Source organism: Hirschia sp. (assembly GCF_058892565.1).
Map to the genome: position 1 here is coordinate 138,464 of NZ_JBZXVU010000003.1, position 16,381 is coordinate 154,844.

A 16,381-nucleotide genomic window follows, 5' to 3' on the forward strand; every position below is an offset into this window, starting at 1 on the left:
GCTAAAATATGCGGGGCTTTTTCCTATTTTGAACGATTGGTTATCCACCGACACTGATATGGCGCAAAAGTGATTTCAGATGTGTGCTCGTTCACTTTTTCTCCAGATAGTAAATCAAACCAGTCATGTCCACCAATCAGATTGATCGATACAGCTGGAATGGTCAGCTCTCTATCTGTTACATTATGCAATGCGAAAATTGATTGCGAACGGTCATAGCTTTGACGCCAGAAACCAAAAATATCATCCCCAAGCTGCATGGTAAATTGAGTAGCGTTTGGATGAAATGCCTCTTGTTTACGGCGGATCTGAATACGGGCTGTCATTTCTGATAATACACGTGCATGAGAGCTATTTTCATCGTCAAGATAAGCTCGCAAATCAGGATAATTCCAGCGCCGTCTATTAATTGCGCGATTTATACCCGTCTTTTCAACACCGGCCATGTGATTGTGCGTTCCAATCAATGAATGGATGTAGAAAGCTGGAATTCCTTCCAGTGCCATAACAATAGACTGACTGCACAAGAAACGTTGAAGCTGAAGATCATCCTCACCTTTGAGCGTCCCCTTCAATGCATCGAAAAATGTGACGTTCAACTCATAGGGTTTCTGACCGCCATCTGGCGTCGAGCGCATGGAAACCAAGCCACCAAATGATTTTACTGTTTCAATAACATCATTGATTTCTTCTTCATCGAGCAAGCCTTCAGCCGGTCTCATTCCTATACCATCATGAGATGCTGAGAAATTTAGATAAGCACACCCCATTTGCGCAGGTGGCATCGCCATTTGCCATTGGTTTAAATGACGTGAAGACCCACTCAGCAAAGCCTGCAAAATCAATGGCGGTAGAGAAAAATTGTAAACTGCATGCGCTTCATTCCTATTTCCAAAATAGGATAGGTTTTCTGTGTTTGGCACATTCGTTTCTGTCAGAAGGATCACGTCTTCTTTGGCAAAATCCAACAACAAACGCATGAGCTGAACGATTGCATGTGTTTGAGGAAGATGAATGCAATTCGTGCCAATTTCTTTCCAGATAAATGCAACAGCATCCAGCCTGATTATTCTAACACCATTATCGACATGCAGGCGCATTATCCGCAAAAATTCCAGCAGAACTTCAGGATTGGTAAAATCAACATCAACTTGATCGTGGCTAAATGTGCACCAAACGTGCTTACTACCTGAAGGAGTTTGCACTTCCCGCAACAATTCATTGGTACGCGGACGAACAACCTCACTCAAATCATCATCAGGACGCGCCTCAAAGAAAAATTTGTCATAAGGCTCATGACCTTGCCGATAGTCGTTAAACCACTTGCTTTGGCTAGATACGTGGTTCAACACTAAGTCTGACATCAGTTTAAAACGCTTTCCAATACGTTTTATATCTTCCCACTCTCCAAGCTCACTATTGACTGAACGATAGTCAGTTACCGCAAAACCATCATCTGATGTAAATGGGAAAAAAGGTAAAATGTGTACGCCAGTTATAGTGTCCCCTAAATAGCGCCTTAAAAAATCCTGTAATAAATCTAACGGCTTATGCTTCCCGTCTTTTATCGAATTTCCATAGGTAATGATCACAGCATCATCTTCGGACCACAGTCCGATATTGCTTGGCTGACGTTGATCAGTGCGTATTAAATCACTGTCTTCCCAATACGCTTCGATAATCTGCTCGATAAGGGAATCGCAGTCATGCTCAGGATAAATGAAGCTCACTAATTCAGTCAGCTTAGTCTTAAATGCTACAGAAATATCCAGCATAGAATGCTCCGCCTTATGCACGCGCGTCTTAATTGAAAAATTGCGCCCTCGTCCTACTGACATCAATAGATGGCAATAACAGTCAATAATTTAATAGACGACTGCCAGAAGATTGAACGATGGTTTGAGTTTATATTGAAATTACGTACATAAAGAAGGCAGACAATCAATATCACCTGCCTTTCTTATTTATCGGGTTATTTAGTAAGTTTTGCCCAATACGCAGAGTAAGCTGGTAAATCATGAGGCACTTCCCAGCCATCACTCATACCGTCATGACTAAACATGACCTTCCAACCCTTTCCAAGATGGTGATTCCATTTTGAATGTTTATCGCTGAAATTGTAGACACACATAATGTGCTCTTCGTCATGTCGTCGCATAAACGCCAATACAGAGGAATTATGCGTATCCATAAATGTCATCGAACCGAGTCGAAGCGCCAAAGTTCTCTTTCTTACACCCATCGCATATTTGGTGAAGCGCAACATACAGGGAATATCATCAGTTTGAGTATCAACAGCTAATTCAGCTTGTTTTGGATCGACTGGTATCCAAGGTGTCCCTGTTGTGAAGCCCGCATGATCTGCATTTTTATTCCACGGCATCGGCACCCGCGCACCATCTCTCCCCAACGTCCTCGGCCAATTCGCAATAGCTTCTGGATCTTTCAGATGTTCAAAAGCAACCTCACCCTGAGGTAATCCCAATTCCTCACCTTGATAGATAAACGCGTTCCCACGCAGTGAAAGCAGCAACATCATATAATTACGCGCTGCGAACCAACGGTTTTCTGGCTTTGCCCACCGACTAACCGCACGTGGTGCATCATGATTTTCAAACGCCCAAGACGGCCAACCTTCGCCGTCTTCACCTATCCAATTTCCAAGAGTTCCTCGAACCTTGTCCGCAGAAACGGGAGGCCCATCAAGAAAATCAAAACTATATGCAGAGTTCAAACGCTTATCACCATACGTGTAATCGCGCATTTCCGATAAAGCTTCATCTCCTCCAATTTCGGCAACAGTAAAAATCTCGCCGTGCTTATCAAGCTCTTTACGAATACGTTCCATAAAAAGCGGGATTTCTGGTTGTGACTGATTGTGGATACGCTTTTGCATATCAAAAGGACGCGTAACACGAGACCTTTCCAAATTTGAAGGAGGGTTATCTGTCATCGCACGGTTATGCATAGCAAAGTTTATGGCATCCATACGAAAACCATCAACACCGCGATCTATCCAGAAACGCATAATTTCCAAAATGGCATTCTGCACATCCAAATTATGCACATTCAATTGCGGTTGTTCTTTTAGAAAATTGTGCATGAAATACTGTTGGCGGCGTGCATCCCATTCCCATGCTGGTCCACCAAAAACAGATTGCCAATTATTGGGCGGCATTCCATCAATTTTTGGATCAGCCCATACATACCAGTCAGATTTTGCATTCTTTCTGCTTTGGCGGCTCTCTTCAAACCAAGCATGTTGATCCGAAGTATGAGCATAAACTTGGTCAATAATAATCTTCAGCCCACGACTATGAGCCTGTTCAACCAAGTCATCAAAATCATCTAAGGTTCCAAATGTGGGATCAATCTCTTTATAGTCAGAAATATCGTACCCATAGTCAGCCTGTGGAGACTTAAAAAACGGTGATAACCAGATGGCATCGACACCCAATGATGCAATGTGGTCCAGTTTTTCAATACACCCTCTCAAATCTCCAATACCATCACCGTTGGAGTCGTAGAAGCTGCGCGGATAAATGTGATAAATAACAGCCCCTTTCCACCAAGGAGCTTTGTCTGAGCTCTTTTGTCCAAGTTCAATTTCTGAAGGGGTCACAATATTCATAACTTACATTTCTATCGGTAATTGAAGTCTAATTGGTTTCAAATTGAATTTAGTATTGATAATATCATCTATGCAGCATGTTAAAATAAGGGCCGTTTAATAAAAAACGACATTCACAGTCCGCGGACTTATGGTTTGGGTACTTCCACAACGAATAAATGTCTGATGACGATCAGTCCTGTTGAAAAGTATTAATGCATTTTTAGAGGTCAATTCCATAACAAACGCCCCCATATCAGGCTTTTCCCAGTCAAGAACAGTCATTTCTTCACCATCAAAGCGCCGCCAGACAACATCTTGCTCCGCCCAAAAGTGAACATCATCATGTAGACCTAGTTTTTTTCGAACTTCAGACAATTCTGAAACATGACGCTCAAGCTTCTTGTCCCGCTTTGACCAGTCTAACCAAGTAATCTCATTATCCTGAGCGTAAGCATTATTATTACCTGATTGACTGCGTCCGAATTCGTCACCGGCTGTCAGCATAATACAACCTTTGGAAAGGAAAAGTGTCGATAATATCGCTTTTAAATCAACACGCCTTTTATTCAAAACAGACTGGTCGGCAGTATCGCCTTCTACGCCATTATTCCATGAAATATTATCATTGTGGCCGTCGCGATTATTCTCTCCATTTGCATAATTATGCTTGTCTTCAAATGCCACCAAGTCAGCGAGTGTAAATCCATCATGAGCGGCGACAAAATTCACAGAACGCGTCTTTGAAGGTTTATCCTCATCCAGATTTTGATAAACATCAGACGATCCACAAAGCCGCGTTGCAAATTTCCCAAGTGCATCGGCGTCACCTCGCCAAAAACGTCTTACATCGTCACGATAAGCATCATTCCATTCGAGGAAACGTGACGGAAAATTACCAAGCTGATAACCACCAGGTCCGATATCCCAAGGCTCAGCAATTAGAACGCAATCATTGAGCACATCATCTGCCAACATCTCCTGAATGAGACTGGCTTTGGCGTTGAAATGGCCCCCATTCGCATCTTCACGGCCCAGTGCTGGCCCTAAATCAAACCGATACCCGTCTATACCTGCGAATTTCACGAAGTACCGCATGGAATCAAGTATCAAACGGCGTACAACAGGATGGCTACAATCAATGGAATTGCCGCATCCAGTATCATTTATCAAATGTCCAGGCTGACCATCATGTGTTCTAAAATATGATTTGGCATCTAAGCCTCTAAAACTCAGTGTTGGTCCGTAGACGTCGCTTTCTCCATTATGATTGAAAACAACATCTAGAAACACACTAATATCTGCGTCATGCAACGCTTTCACCGCAGCTTTTAATTCCTCTAACCCACCCGGCGCTAATTTGGGATCAAGCGCAAAATAGCTAACAGGATTATACCCCCATCCATTGTGCAGGTTCAAAGGTGCAAGATGACGTTCATCTATCCATGCATTGATTGGCATAAGCTCCACAGCATCGACACCAATCCGTTTTAAATGCTTAATCACTGATGGATGCGTAAGGGCAGCAAGAGTGCCTTTTTTAGTCTTTGGTATTTTGGGGTTTAGTTTTGAAAAACTATTGACCTGAAGCTCATAAATCAAACCGCCATCAGGAAACTTTTTATGAGCGTTTTCAACTTCAAGCGGAGGCACGCAAACAACCGCTTTGGGCATCAATGCAGCAGTATCAATTTCTGCATCACGATGCGCCGCCAGATCCGCATGATATACGAAAGCTTGATTGATTTGGGTTGCATAGGGATCCAAAAGCAATTTGTTTGGATCAAACCACAAACCATTTTCTGGGTCCCAGACACCATCAGCTCGATAGCCGTATAAACATCCTTCGTCAGCATTTTCGACGAATGCTGACCAATACCCCTCTTCATCCTTTGTCATCAGAATGCGATCAGTTTCATGATCACCATCAAATAAACAAACATGCATACTTGATGCTTCAGGAGACCATACGCAGAAATGCACCCCATCGGGAAGTAAACGCGATCCAAGGTGTAATTTTAGATCAGGGTTGATCATTGATTTTCTCTAAATCTCTATAGAGCAGCTCGAATTGCTCGAGAAAGTGGCCGAAACGTTTTCTTGGCATCGTAATTTGCAATAACTTGACGATATAGATCTACATAGCGCGCTGCACTTCGTCCCCAAGAAAAGTCCGACCTCATACCAGCGCGCTGCATAGATTTCCAAGCAGTTTTGTCATTGTACAACTTTATCGTCCGAACGACAGCTTGTTTCAAATGAAATGGGTCGGGCGGGTAAAATTGCACACCAGTCGCACACCCAAGAGATACCGATGCTTCATTGGCGTCAATAATCGTGTCTGCAAGCCCGCCAACACGCGTAACCACTGGAACACACCCATAACGAAGCCCATACAATTGCGTCAGCCCACACGGCTCAAAACGCGATGGAATTAAGATTGCATCACCACCAGCCTGCATACGATGGGCAATTGGCTCTTCATAGCCAACTTTGACTCCAATCCTGCCTGGGTGACGTTGCGATGCAGCAAGAAAACCACGTTCAATTGCATTATCTCCCTGACCGAGCACCGCAAATTTTGCCCCCATCGGAACCAGCTCATCCAACAGCTCTAGGAGCATATCTACGCCCTTTTGCCATGTCATGCGGGAGCAAATAACAAACAGAGGGTCTTCATCATGAAACAGGCCAAACTCTGTCTCCAGATCAAACCTGTTCTGACGCCTCATCTGATAATTACGTGCCGAATATTGTTTCGTGATATAAGGGTCTTCAGGCGGGTTCCAGACATCATCGTCGATCCCATTCAAAATACCATATAGATCATTCTCACGATGATTAATTAGTCCATCCAGACCCATGCCATTTTCAGGGCGCCGAATTTCACGCGCATAAGTCGGACTAACAGTCGTAATTACATCAGCCGAACTTAGCCCTGCTTTCATATAGCCAATGCCGCCATAATATTCGACGCCATTCATAGCCCAAGCTTTTTTTGGGAGACCAAGCTTTTTGAATATTTTAGCATCATACCTGCCTTGAAAAGCAAGGTTATGAATCGTCATGATCCGAGGAATATTACCAAAGTTGGCGTATCGCACATATGCAAGCGACAATGCAGACTGCCAGTCATGCGCATGAATGACTTGCGGCTCCCACTCTTTCAACTTTCCAAGTGCAACGTCCGCAGCAGCTTTAGATAATGCCCCAAACCGTTGCCAATTATCTTCCCAGTCCGCACCATTTTCATCAAGATAGGGGCCACCTGGTCGATCAAAAAAATCAGGACAATCCAATACATAAATTTTATGGCCAGCAACTTCATCTGCCAAAATAGCAGCTTTGCTTCCAAATAAGTTGTTGTAGGTTTTCACTACACGTGGATTTTCCAATTTACTCATCACCGAACGGTATCCGGGGAGGATTGAACGCACTTCCACGCCCTGATCTTTTAGTGCTAACGGCAGCGCACCAGTGACATCAGCCAAACCGCCGGTTTTGATCAAAGGATACAGTTCCGAAGTCACAGATAACACACGAATGGGACCACTCATCCCACTATCAGATTTCTGCGTATTAATCTGCGACTCTAAAAAATCGAAACTTTCTTTTGTCTTCAAAGCTGGTGCGGCCACAATCATTACGACTCCAGTTTTAAGATCAGCGTTCCTAGCGGCGGAATATTCAAATCGGCAATTCCATTTTGATCAGTTTGTATTTTACCCAAATTCCCCACCCCTGATCCTCCATAAGTATGCGCATCTGTATTCAAAATTTCTTTCCAAATACCTGCATGAGGCAATTTAATTTTGTAACTATTGCGTACCATGGGTGTAAAATGACTAATTATTAGGATAGTTGGCGCATCAGGTGCTTTTCTTTGCCACGCAAACACGGAATCAGCGGCGGCATCCACAAGTACCCAATCAAAACCTTCTCCTTCACAATCACGTGCATGCAGCGCAGGCTCAGACTTATAGATATTGTTCAGATCACGTACTAAGCTTTGTACACCTTGGTGCGCCCCATATTCTAGCAAATGCCAATCAAGAGAGCGTTTTTCACTCCATTCATCTCGTTGAGCAAACTCTTGCCCCATGAATAAAAGTTTCTTGCCCGGATACCCCCACATAAAGGCATAATAAGCGCGAAGAGTAGCAAATTTTTGCCAATCATCCCCCGCCATTTTATTCAGCAAGGATCCTTTGCCGTGCACAACTTCGTCATGGCTTAAAGGCAATACAAAATTTTCAGTAAAAGCATACATCAATCCAAATGTAATTTCATTGTGGTGATGCTGACGATGAACTGGATCACGTGCGAGATAACGCAACGTGTCATTCATGAACCCCATATTCCATTTGAACCCAAAACCAAGCCCGCCTTCATGCACTGGATGAGAAACTTTAGGCCAAGAGGTAGATTCTTCAGCCATTGTCAAAATACCTGGATGACGGCCGTAAACTTCCTTATTCATCAATTTTAGAAAATCGACAGCCTCTAGGTTTTCACGACCACCAAATTCATTTGGTATCCACTCACCCTGTTCCCGCGAATAATCCAAATATAACATCGACGCCACTGCATCAACGCGAAGACCATCAACATGAAAATGTTCAGCCCAAAACAAAGCATTGTTGACCAGATAGGACACAACCTCTTTGCGACCAAAATTAAATATCGCAGTATTCCAATCAGGGTGAAATCCTTTGCGTGGATCTTCATGCTCATAAAGTGCCGTCCCATCAAACCGAGAGAGACCATGAGCATCCGTTGGAAAATGCGCTGGCACCCAATCAATCAAGACACTTAAACCAGCTTTGTGTGCGCCTTCCACAAAACGCGCAAACCCGTCAGGGTCTCCAAAGCGTGCTGTGGGTGCATATAAGCCAGTCGTTTGATATCCCCAACTTGGATCGTATGGAAATTCACTGATTGGCAAAAATTCGATGTGCGTAAATCCCATATCTAAAACATATGGAATTAGTTGCTCCGCCATTTCATCCCAGCTTAAAAAGCCGCCATAGCCATTTTTGCGCCATGAACCTGGATGCACTTCATAGATGGATATCGGCAATCTACGCGCATCCGCATCTGCCCAATATTTACGATGCTCATCATCATTCCATTTGCGTTCTGACGGACCTTTAACAATAGAAGCAGTATTGGGCCTTAATTCAGATTTATAGGCAAATGGGTCGGCTTTCAGCGGAAGCGTATTTCCGTCTGGTCCAACAATCTCATATTTATACGCTGCACCATCACCAATGTCGGGTAAGAAGATTTCCCATATACCCGTATCCACACGTTTGCGCATTTGATTGCGGCGATTGTCCCATTTATTAAAATCCCCAACGACAGATACGCGTTGAGCATTTGGGGCCCACACAGCAAAATGAACACCTTTAGCTCCTTCGTGTTCAATCACATGTGCGCCGAGTTTATCAAACAATCGCAAATGCGAGCCCTCTGAAAGATAATAATCATCCATCGGGCCAAGAACAGGACCAAAACTATAAGCATCAGCTATTTCATATGTGCCGCCATTTTCATATTTCGCCACATACCGAATGGGTTGACGTTTCTTCAATGCAACTGAACCTTCAAAGAGGCCTGCATCATCAATTCTAGTCAACTCACCAACGCTTTTTCCTGCCAAAGTGTATGCTTCCACATGAATAGCATCGGGAAATAGCGCACGCGCAATAAACCGCTTCGTTTTATTGCCATTATTATCAGGATGAACCCCCAAAACAGAAAAGGGATCATTTTCCTGCGCAGAGATCAGTGCATGAATGCGGTCTGATCCTAGTGTCATTAGAGACCTACTTTCCAGATTTCTTCAGCATATTGCCTTATTGTTCTATCCGACGAAAACCAACCAGCATTAGCGGTATTTTTAATCGCCATTTTAGCCCAGAGTTTCTTATCTTTCCAGATTTCGTCAACACGTCGCTGCGCCAACGAATAACTATCAAAGTCCGCTGCAACCATAAACCAATCGTGCTCGACAATTCCATCAATAAGTCCAGAATATCTGAAAGTATCATCTGGTGAGAATGTACCAGTCTGGATTGCCGTAAGCGCCTGCTTCAGCTCTGGTGAATTAGCGATGATTTCTTTGGGGTCATAATTACCTTCACGTTTGGCCGCAACTTCATCCGCAGTCATTCCGAATATAACTATATTGTCGTCACCGACATTTTCTTTAATCTCAACATTCGCACCATCTAGCGTACCGATAGTGATAGCGCCATTGACTTGGAATTTCATGTTTCCAGTACCTGAAGCTTCCATACCCGCTGTCGAAATTTGCTCAGAAAGGTCTGCAGCAGGAAATAATCTCTCTGCTTGCGAAACATTATAGTTTGGCACGAATACAACTTTCAACAGTCCCTGAACTGCTGGATCTTGATTGATAACCCGCGCAACGTCATTAGCAAGTTTGATGATCAGCTTGGCGTTGTGGTAGCTAGACGCCGCCTTACCACCAAAGATTTTCACCCGCGGTGCCCAGTCCTTTTCAGGGTGGGTACGAATTTGATCGTATAATGCAACGGCGTGAATAATGTTGAGCAATTGACGTTTATATTCATGGATCCGTTTGATCTGAATATCAAACATCGACGCAGGATCAATTTTCGCACCACAATATGAAGCAAGGTGATTAGAAAGTTGAATTTTTTTCTCCAACTTCACAGCCATAAACTTTTCTTGAAACGCTGTATCATCCGCAAACTTATTCAAGTCGATAAGACGTTCCGCATCATCTTTAAATGCAGGTCCGATCGCCTCTTCAATCAAATTGGTAAGCTCAGGGTTACACTGCATCAACCAGCGCCGGAAAGTCACACCATTTGTTTTGTTGTTGATGCGATCTGGATAGAGTTTATGTAGATCTTTAAATACGGTTTGTTTCATCAATTCCGTATGTAGCGCCGAGACCCCATTGACCTTATGAGAGCCAACAAAAGCCAGATTCCCCATTCTAACGCGGCGTTCGCCAGCTTCATCAATAAGTGAAATGGCAGATACAGCCGCATCGTCAAACCCTTTGGTTTTACGCGCAACTTTAAGAATGTGGGCATTGATAGCATATACAAGCTGCATGTGACGCGGCAATAAACGTTCAAACAATGGCACAGACCAGCTTTCCAAAGCTTCAGGCAGCAATGTGTGGTTTGTGTAAGAGAATGTTTCTCGCGCGATATCCCAAGCTTCTTCAAACTCAATATCATGCACATCAACGAGAAGACGCACCAACTCCGCGACTCCAACAGCTGGATGAGTATCATTTAGCTGAATTGACGCACGCTCATGCAGAGTACGAATGTCTCCAAAATCCTGAATATGACGGCGCACAATGTCTTGCAAAGATGCTGAGGTGAAGAAGTATTCCTGACGCAAACGCAAAGACTGCCCAGCAACGGATGAATCTGCAGGGTATAAAACACGTGTCAAAGAACTCGCCCTATTGCTGTCGCGCAGGGCTCCCTGATGCTCTCCGGCATTAAATTGATCGAGCAAAATCGGATCAATAGGCTGTGCACTCCACAAGCGAAGTGTATTCACCTGATTGCCGCGCCAACCAACAATTGGCGTATCATATGGCGTCGCAATAACACGCTCTTGCGGGTTCCATGTCATTTTACCCGGTGTACCTAGCGTTTTCTCAGCTGCTTCAACCACTCCGGCGAAGCCAACTTCGTAAGAACATTCTCGACGTTCAAATTCCCATGGGTTTCCGTGTGCGAGCCATGTTTCAGGAAGCTCAACTTGCCAGCCATCCGAAATTTCCTGACGGAACATACCGTTGATATAGCGAATTCCATACCCATAGGCTGGTACACCAATGGTTGCCATGCTTTCCATGAAACAAGCAGCCAGACGACCAAGACCACCATTTCCTAGCGCTGCATCAGGCTCTAATTCAGCGACAACATTTAGATCAACACCAAGGTTTCCAAGTGCTTCTTGCATCTGCTCGAGCATTTCCATGTTGGAAACGGCGTCACGCATCAAACGACCAATAAGAAATTCAAGGCTGAGATAATATACCCGCTTACCTTTATCTTCATGAAACTCTTGTTTCGTTCGAATCCATGCATCAATAATACGGTCACGAATAACGAGAATGACCGCATGCAACCAGTCATGCTTGTGTGCATTGGCAGCATCCTTACCAACACGGTAAGTCAGACGTTCAACAATTTCTGTAGCAAGTATCGAAGAGTCAAATTTGCGAGGCTCGGGACGTGGCAGTCCCTCTGACTTCAGTTTCATGAAATTCCCCAGGGTCTAATTGGTCATCGTTCAAATAGTATGCGCCTTTTGCGCCATGAACTCTACCGGATTAGTTAACAAGACCGAGTGATATTCACTTTTTCGCTATTAGATAGCATTTTTTTTGTAAACTGCCCGCTCAACAGACAAACATTGAGCATTTCCATCTCAATTGCTTGAACAATCACTACACACCATTTGGTGTATGAGAGAGACTGGCTGACGATTAAAGTCCTGAATTTTCTGGCAATCCAAGCGCAATATTCATATTCTGGACTGCCGCCCCTGAAGCACCTTTGCCAAGATTATCCAAGCGCGCAACCAAGCGAACTTGTTCATCACTTCCAAAAGTGAACAATTCCATCTTATTTGTGCCATTCAAAGCTTCAGGCTCAACACTACCTAGCGCATCACAATCATCCAGTGATTTCACCTCAACAAATTGCTCACCAATATAAGCTTCTTCTAGTACTGATTGAATAGCCGCGCGTGTCGGCTTGTTGGGCAATGCGCGCGTGATCAGCGGCAATTCAACCAACATACCTTGAGCGTAACGCCCTACAGCAGGTGCAAACATTGGTAGATATTCCAAACCTGCATGTACTTGCATTTCAGGCGGGTGTTTATGCTCTTGCCCGAGCGCATACGCGCGAAATGCTTCTGTGGTATAGTGTTCAGATGCTTCATCTTCGAACATAGAAATCATCCCTTTACCACCGCCTGTATAACCAGAAACAGCGTTCACAGTAAGGGGATGACTTGCGGGAATAATTCCCGCCTCAACTAGCGGACGCACCAATCCGATAAAACCTGTTGGATAGCATCCCGGGTTTGAAATACGTTTAGATTTAGCAATTGCCTCTCGCTGGCCTTTAGCCATTTCAGCAAAACCATAAACCCATCCATTAGCGACACGGTGCGCCGTTGAAGCATCAATAATAACCGTATCGGGATTGTTTACCAAAGACACAGCTTCAATCGCTGCATCATCCGGCAAACACAATATAACGACATTCGCGCTATTAATAAGACGCGCACGCTCAGATGCGTCTTTGCGTTTTTCTTGCGCAATTGAAATAAGCTCCAGATCAGACCGGTCACGTAGTCTATCTGCGATCTGAAGACCTGTCGTTCCAGCTTCACCATCAATAAAAACTGTCGGGGCCATGACAAATACCTCTTAAATTCAGCTTGCAAAGAAATTTAAACAAAGAAAAGGGCGCTGTGACATAAGCCAAGCGCCCTTTCCAGAATATATTGTTTCGAAACTTAACGTTTGGAGAACTGGAAAGAACGACGCGCTTTAGCACGACCGTATTTCTTACGCTCAACCTCACGTGAGTCACGTGTCATGAAGCCGTGTGGTTTCAACGCAGCACGAAGAGTTGGCTCATAAGCCACCAATGCGCGAGAGATACCGTGACGAACCGCACCAGCTTGTCCAGAAAGGCCAGAACCTTTAACAGTACATACAACGTCAAACTCTGTACGACGCTCAGCGGCGATCAAAGGTTGCTCAAGGATCAAACGCAAAACCGGACGAGCAAAATACTCTGTCTGGTCTTTACCATTCACTGTAATCTTACCAGTACCCGGTTTAATCCAAACACGAGCAACAGCAGATTTACGACGTCCAGTACCGTATGCACGACCTTGTGCATCGATAGTTGGCTCAACAGGAATCAACGGAGCAGCAGCAACAGCGCCAGCTTCAGAGTTCAAGTTTTTTAGGTCTTCTAGGCTTTCTACAGCGTCGGACATATTTAAGCAGCTTTCACGTTTTTGCTGTTCATAGCTGCGAAGTCGACAACTTCTGGCTGTTGAGCATCATGTGGGTGCTCTGTGCCAGCGTAAACACGCAACTTAGAAAATTGTGTACGAGCCAAAGAACTTTCTCTTGGCATCATACGCTCGACGGCCTTCTTAAGAACGCGTTCTGGGAAACGTCCATCAAGAATTTCTTCAGCGCGGCGAGATTTGATCCCACCAGGGTGGCCAGTGTGCCAATAGTAAGTCTTGTCACGGCGTTTGTTACCAGTGAAGACAGCTTTATCAGCGTTGATAATTACAATATGGTCGCCAGTGTCGATGTGCGGTGTAAAGTCAGCACGGTGCTTGCCACGCAGGCGCTTTGCAACGTAAGACGCTAGACGTCCTACAACAACGCCTTCAGCGTCAATCACGACCCATTTGTGTTCGACCTCGGAAGGTTTTGCAGAATAAGTTTTCATCGCTCCCTCACGGGGCCTCATATAATAGAAAGTTGATTGTTCAAATGAACGAGCGAGTGTGGCTACAGTCCAGTGTAACCTTTGTCAACACAAAGCTAGCAATCTCATTAGGATTCCTTGCAACATTTTTGACATTTAGCTGTTCACCAGCCGAAAATAGCGAAGAAATCGCGCCTGTTCAACCCAATATTGAAACTGAAACGCCTCAAAACACCCTTCCAACACTTCCAATAATCTGGGAATCTAAGCCTGCGGCCGCGCCAATTATAGACATTGCTATTGGAAAATCAGAATCAGGTGCCTTTTATACTACGGCAATTCTAGAAGACGGCTCTGCCCAGACTTTTGATATGGATGGAATCCCAGTCGCAAGATCAAAACCCGATCTATTTGCCGAAATTTCCTCTAGCAAACCAATCTCTGTTTCCGGCACGGACCTAATCGCACACATCGCAAAATCTCAAGATGACCTTTTATCCTTGGCACTCGTTTCTCCAGAAAACAAAATAGTTGGATTTTCTGCTTTAAATACATCGCCCACGATCGATACTTTATGCGAAGCAAAGTCCGACCAACCAATGGACGAAATGCAGATCAACTATGAAAGTGATGATGCAATTTTTAAAGCGGCGATAGATTTATCAACAGACACGCCTGTATTGGCGGCTGCTCAAACACCTAACAGCTCAGAAACCGATATAATTTGCGGTCCAACTCAGACGCTATCCACCTCTGCGCAATCTTTGGAGCGCAAGGCTCTTGCTATATCAAAACAATCTCAGTCCACTTTATTAGTAACAGACATCCAAAATGGCTCTAGACAAACCTACTCTCTCAAAGAAGGAATGTCCGTTGACGCGCCCCAAGCGCTATCAAGCATTGCAACCTATCCAGACTTTATTTCTATAGACTATCCACAAGGGCTCTTGGTCGTAGCAGGTGAGCACAATGACGGCACCTCCAAGCTGTCATACATTAGCATGGAGACATTATTGGATGATTTTTCAGACGATGCAGACACACCCCAAGAAGAAGATGCCACAAATACAATTTCACCAGAAATTAAAGCGCTTCAAGATGCACTAAAAGCGGTGAGCGAAGAAAACTAACGTTCTCTTTGCCCCGAGCACTGCCAGACAAGTATAACTGTCGAAAGCAACACTATCGTACCAAGGGCTTGGTGAAATAAGCCAAGCCCAATGGGTGCTCCAAATAGAAGTGTCACGACACCGAGCACGGACTGCCCCGCTACAGCGTGCGCCGTACGTTTAAACCAACCACCCGCAGCACGTGGAAATTTAAAGGCAGCATACACACTTAGTCCCAACAGAATATACGCCATGACTCTGTGGTTAAACTGCACTGTTGCCACATTTTCAAAGAAATTGCGTAACCCTAATTCACTGCCCCAATATCCTGCTGGCACAACAGATCCATCCATCATTGGCCAGTCGGTATATGTGCGCCCTGCATCCAGTCCTGCTACAAGTGCGCCCAGCATCATCTGCAAACTAGCTGCAACAAGCAGAATAATAGCCCATTTTTGAGATCTGTTATCATCAATGAAGCGCGGACGCTCCCGCATGGAAAACCACGTCCACACACAACCGCCTATAATAAGTAGAGCAAGTGAAAAGTGCGTCATCAAACGATAGGGCGCGACATCCACACGCGAGGTTTCACCCACACCTGAAGAGACCATCCACCAGCCGATAAAACCTTGCAAACCACCTAAAGCAAACAATGCCCACAACCGGCGGCGCAGTTTTGGTGTCGTGTAGCCCAATGCCCAAAAAGCCAGAAACGGCAACAAGAAAACCACACCGACAAGCCGCCCAAGCAATCTATGGCTCCACTCCCACCAGTATATATATTTAAACTCAGATAACTCCATGCCAACATTCTGGAGTTTGTACTCATCCGTCTGAGTTTTATATTTTTCAAATTCAGATGCCCAATGCTCGCTATTCATTGGCGGCAAAGCGCCCGTCACTGGTTTCCATTCCGTAATTGAAAGCCCGCTATCCGTCAGGCGCGTTGCCCCTCCCACCAAAATCATCGCATAAACCATAGCAGCAATTATAAGAAGCCAAATGCGAACAGCATTGGCTCCCTTTTGAGGGCGAATACCTTTTAAACCGACATCTTCAGAAGAAACTTGAGTACGCATGTGTGTTTAGATATGCCTGTGACAATATTTAAGTAGTGAACTATTTTGCATACAAGCAATTTTTGTGCTCACTGCAAACAAATA

11 protein-coding genes are annotated in these 16,381 nt (G+C 44.6%); 1 reads left to right on the forward strand and 10 read right to left on the reverse strand.

The features are described 5' to 3' along the window. Window positions 1-23: 23 nt before the first annotated feature. From AC5EF3_RS01335 to rplM, 9 genes are all read right to left on the reverse strand, one after another. Entirely contained in the window at window positions 24-1,775 is a 1,752-nt protein-coding gene (locus AC5EF3_RS01335; RefSeq protein WP_493546735.1) for a sugar phosphorylase, read from the reverse strand. A gap of 197 nt (window positions 1,776-1,972) precedes the next feature. Next, window positions 1,973-3,631, reverse strand: a complete 1,659-nt coding sequence (locus AC5EF3_RS01340) for an alpha-glucosidase family protein (RefSeq protein WP_493546736.1) — start codon at window positions 3,629-3,631, stop codon at window positions 1,973-1,975. Window positions 3,632-3,727: 96 nt separating this feature from the next. Continuing rightward, on the reverse strand, window positions 3,728-5,647 hold the full coding sequence (gene glgX, locus AC5EF3_RS01345; protein WP_493546737.1) for a glycogen debranching protein GlgX: 1,920 nt from the start codon (window positions 5,645-5,647) through the stop codon (window positions 3,728-3,730). Window positions 5,648-5,664: 17 nt separating this feature from the next. After that, entirely contained in the window at window positions 5,665-7,167 is a 1,503-nt protein-coding gene (gene glgA, locus AC5EF3_RS01350; protein WP_493546758.1) for a glycogen synthase GlgA, read from the reverse strand. A gap of 86 nt (window positions 7,168-7,253) precedes the next feature. Next, window positions 7,254-9,431: a 1,4-alpha-glucan branching protein GlgB gene (gene glgB / locus AC5EF3_RS01355; protein WP_493546738.1), complete on the reverse strand. Its 2,178-nt coding sequence runs from the start codon at window positions 9,429-9,431 to the stop codon at window positions 7,254-7,256. Beyond that, a complete protein-coding gene (locus AC5EF3_RS01360) occupies window positions 9,431-11,896 on the reverse strand; it encodes a glycogen/starch/alpha-glucan phosphorylase (RefSeq protein WP_493546739.1) in 2,466 nt (821 codons plus the stop codon). Before AC5EF3_RS01360 ends, glgB begins: the two co-directional genes overlap by 1 nt. A 226-nt stretch (window positions 11,897-12,122) precedes the next feature. Beyond that, window positions 12,123-13,064, reverse strand: a complete 942-nt coding sequence (gene argC, locus AC5EF3_RS01365) for an N-acetyl-gamma-glutamyl-phosphate reductase (RefSeq protein ID WP_493546740.1) — start codon at window positions 13,062-13,064, stop codon at window positions 12,123-12,125. 101 nt (window positions 13,065-13,165) lie between these two features. Further along, window positions 13,166-13,657, reverse strand: coding sequence for a 30S ribosomal protein S9 (rpsI, locus tag AC5EF3_RS01370; RefSeq protein ID WP_015827715.1), 492 nt, complete (start codon window positions 13,655-13,657; stop codon window positions 13,166-13,168). A gap of 2 nt (window positions 13,658-13,659) precedes the next feature. After that, entirely contained in the window at window positions 13,660-14,127 is a 468-nt protein-coding gene (rplM, locus tag AC5EF3_RS01375; RefSeq protein ID WP_015827716.1) for a 50S ribosomal protein L13, read from the reverse strand. Window positions 14,128-14,255: 128 nt separating this feature from the next. Between rplM and AC5EF3_RS01380 the strand changes: the two genes are divergently transcribed. Further along, window positions 14,256-15,236, forward strand: coding sequence for a hypothetical protein (locus AC5EF3_RS01380; RefSeq protein ID WP_493546741.1), 981 nt, complete (start codon window positions 14,256-14,258; stop codon window positions 15,234-15,236). On the opposite strand, the gene AC5EF3_RS01385 is transcribed toward AC5EF3_RS01380, so the two are convergent. Beyond that, on the reverse strand, window positions 15,233-16,297 hold the full coding sequence (locus AC5EF3_RS01385) for a COX15/CtaA family protein (protein WP_493546742.1): 1,065 nt from the start codon (window positions 16,295-16,297) through the stop codon (window positions 15,233-15,235). The two genes, AC5EF3_RS01380 and AC5EF3_RS01385, sit on opposite strands and share 4 nt — an antisense overlap. Window positions 16,298-16,381 lie beyond the last annotated feature (84 nt).

Excerpts from the sequence above, each read along its gene's own strand:
- AC5EF3_RS01335 (WP_493546735.1), bottom strand. The coding sequence starts at position 1,775 with ATGCTGGATATTTCTGTAGCATTTAAGACTAAGCTGACTGAATTAGTG.
- AC5EF3_RS01340 (WP_493546736.1), bottom strand. The coding sequence starts at position 3,631 with ATGAATATTGTGACCCCTTCAGAAATTGAACTTGGACAAAAGAGCTCA.
- glgX (WP_493546737.1), bottom strand. The coding sequence starts at position 5,647 with ATGATCAACCCTGATCTAAAATTACACCTTGGATCGCGTTTACTTCCC.
- glgA (WP_493546758.1), bottom strand. The coding sequence starts at position 7,167 with ATGAGTGGTCCCATTCGTGTGTTATCTGTGACTTCGGAACTGTATCCT.
- glgB (WP_493546738.1), bottom strand. The coding sequence starts at position 9,431 with ATGACACTAGGATCAGACCGCATTCATGCACTGATCTCTGCGCAGGAA.
- AC5EF3_RS01360 (WP_493546739.1), bottom strand. The coding sequence starts at position 11,896 with ATGAAACTGAAGTCAGAGGGACTGCCACGTCCCGAGCCTCGCAAATTT.
- argC (WP_493546740.1), bottom strand. The coding sequence starts at position 13,064 with ATGGCCCCGACAGTTTTTATTGATGGTGAAGCTGGAACGACAGGTCTT.
- rpsI (WP_015827715.1), bottom strand. The coding sequence starts at position 13,657 with ATGTCCGACGCTGTAGAAAGCCTAGAAGACCTAAAAAACTTGAACTCT.
- rplM (WP_015827716.1), bottom strand. The coding sequence starts at position 14,127 with ATGAAAACTTATTCTGCAAAACCTTCCGAGGTCGAACACAAATGGGTC.
- AC5EF3_RS01385 (WP_493546742.1), bottom strand. The coding sequence starts at position 16,297 with ATGCGTACTCAAGTTTCTTCTGAAGATGTCGGTTTAAAAGGTATTCGC.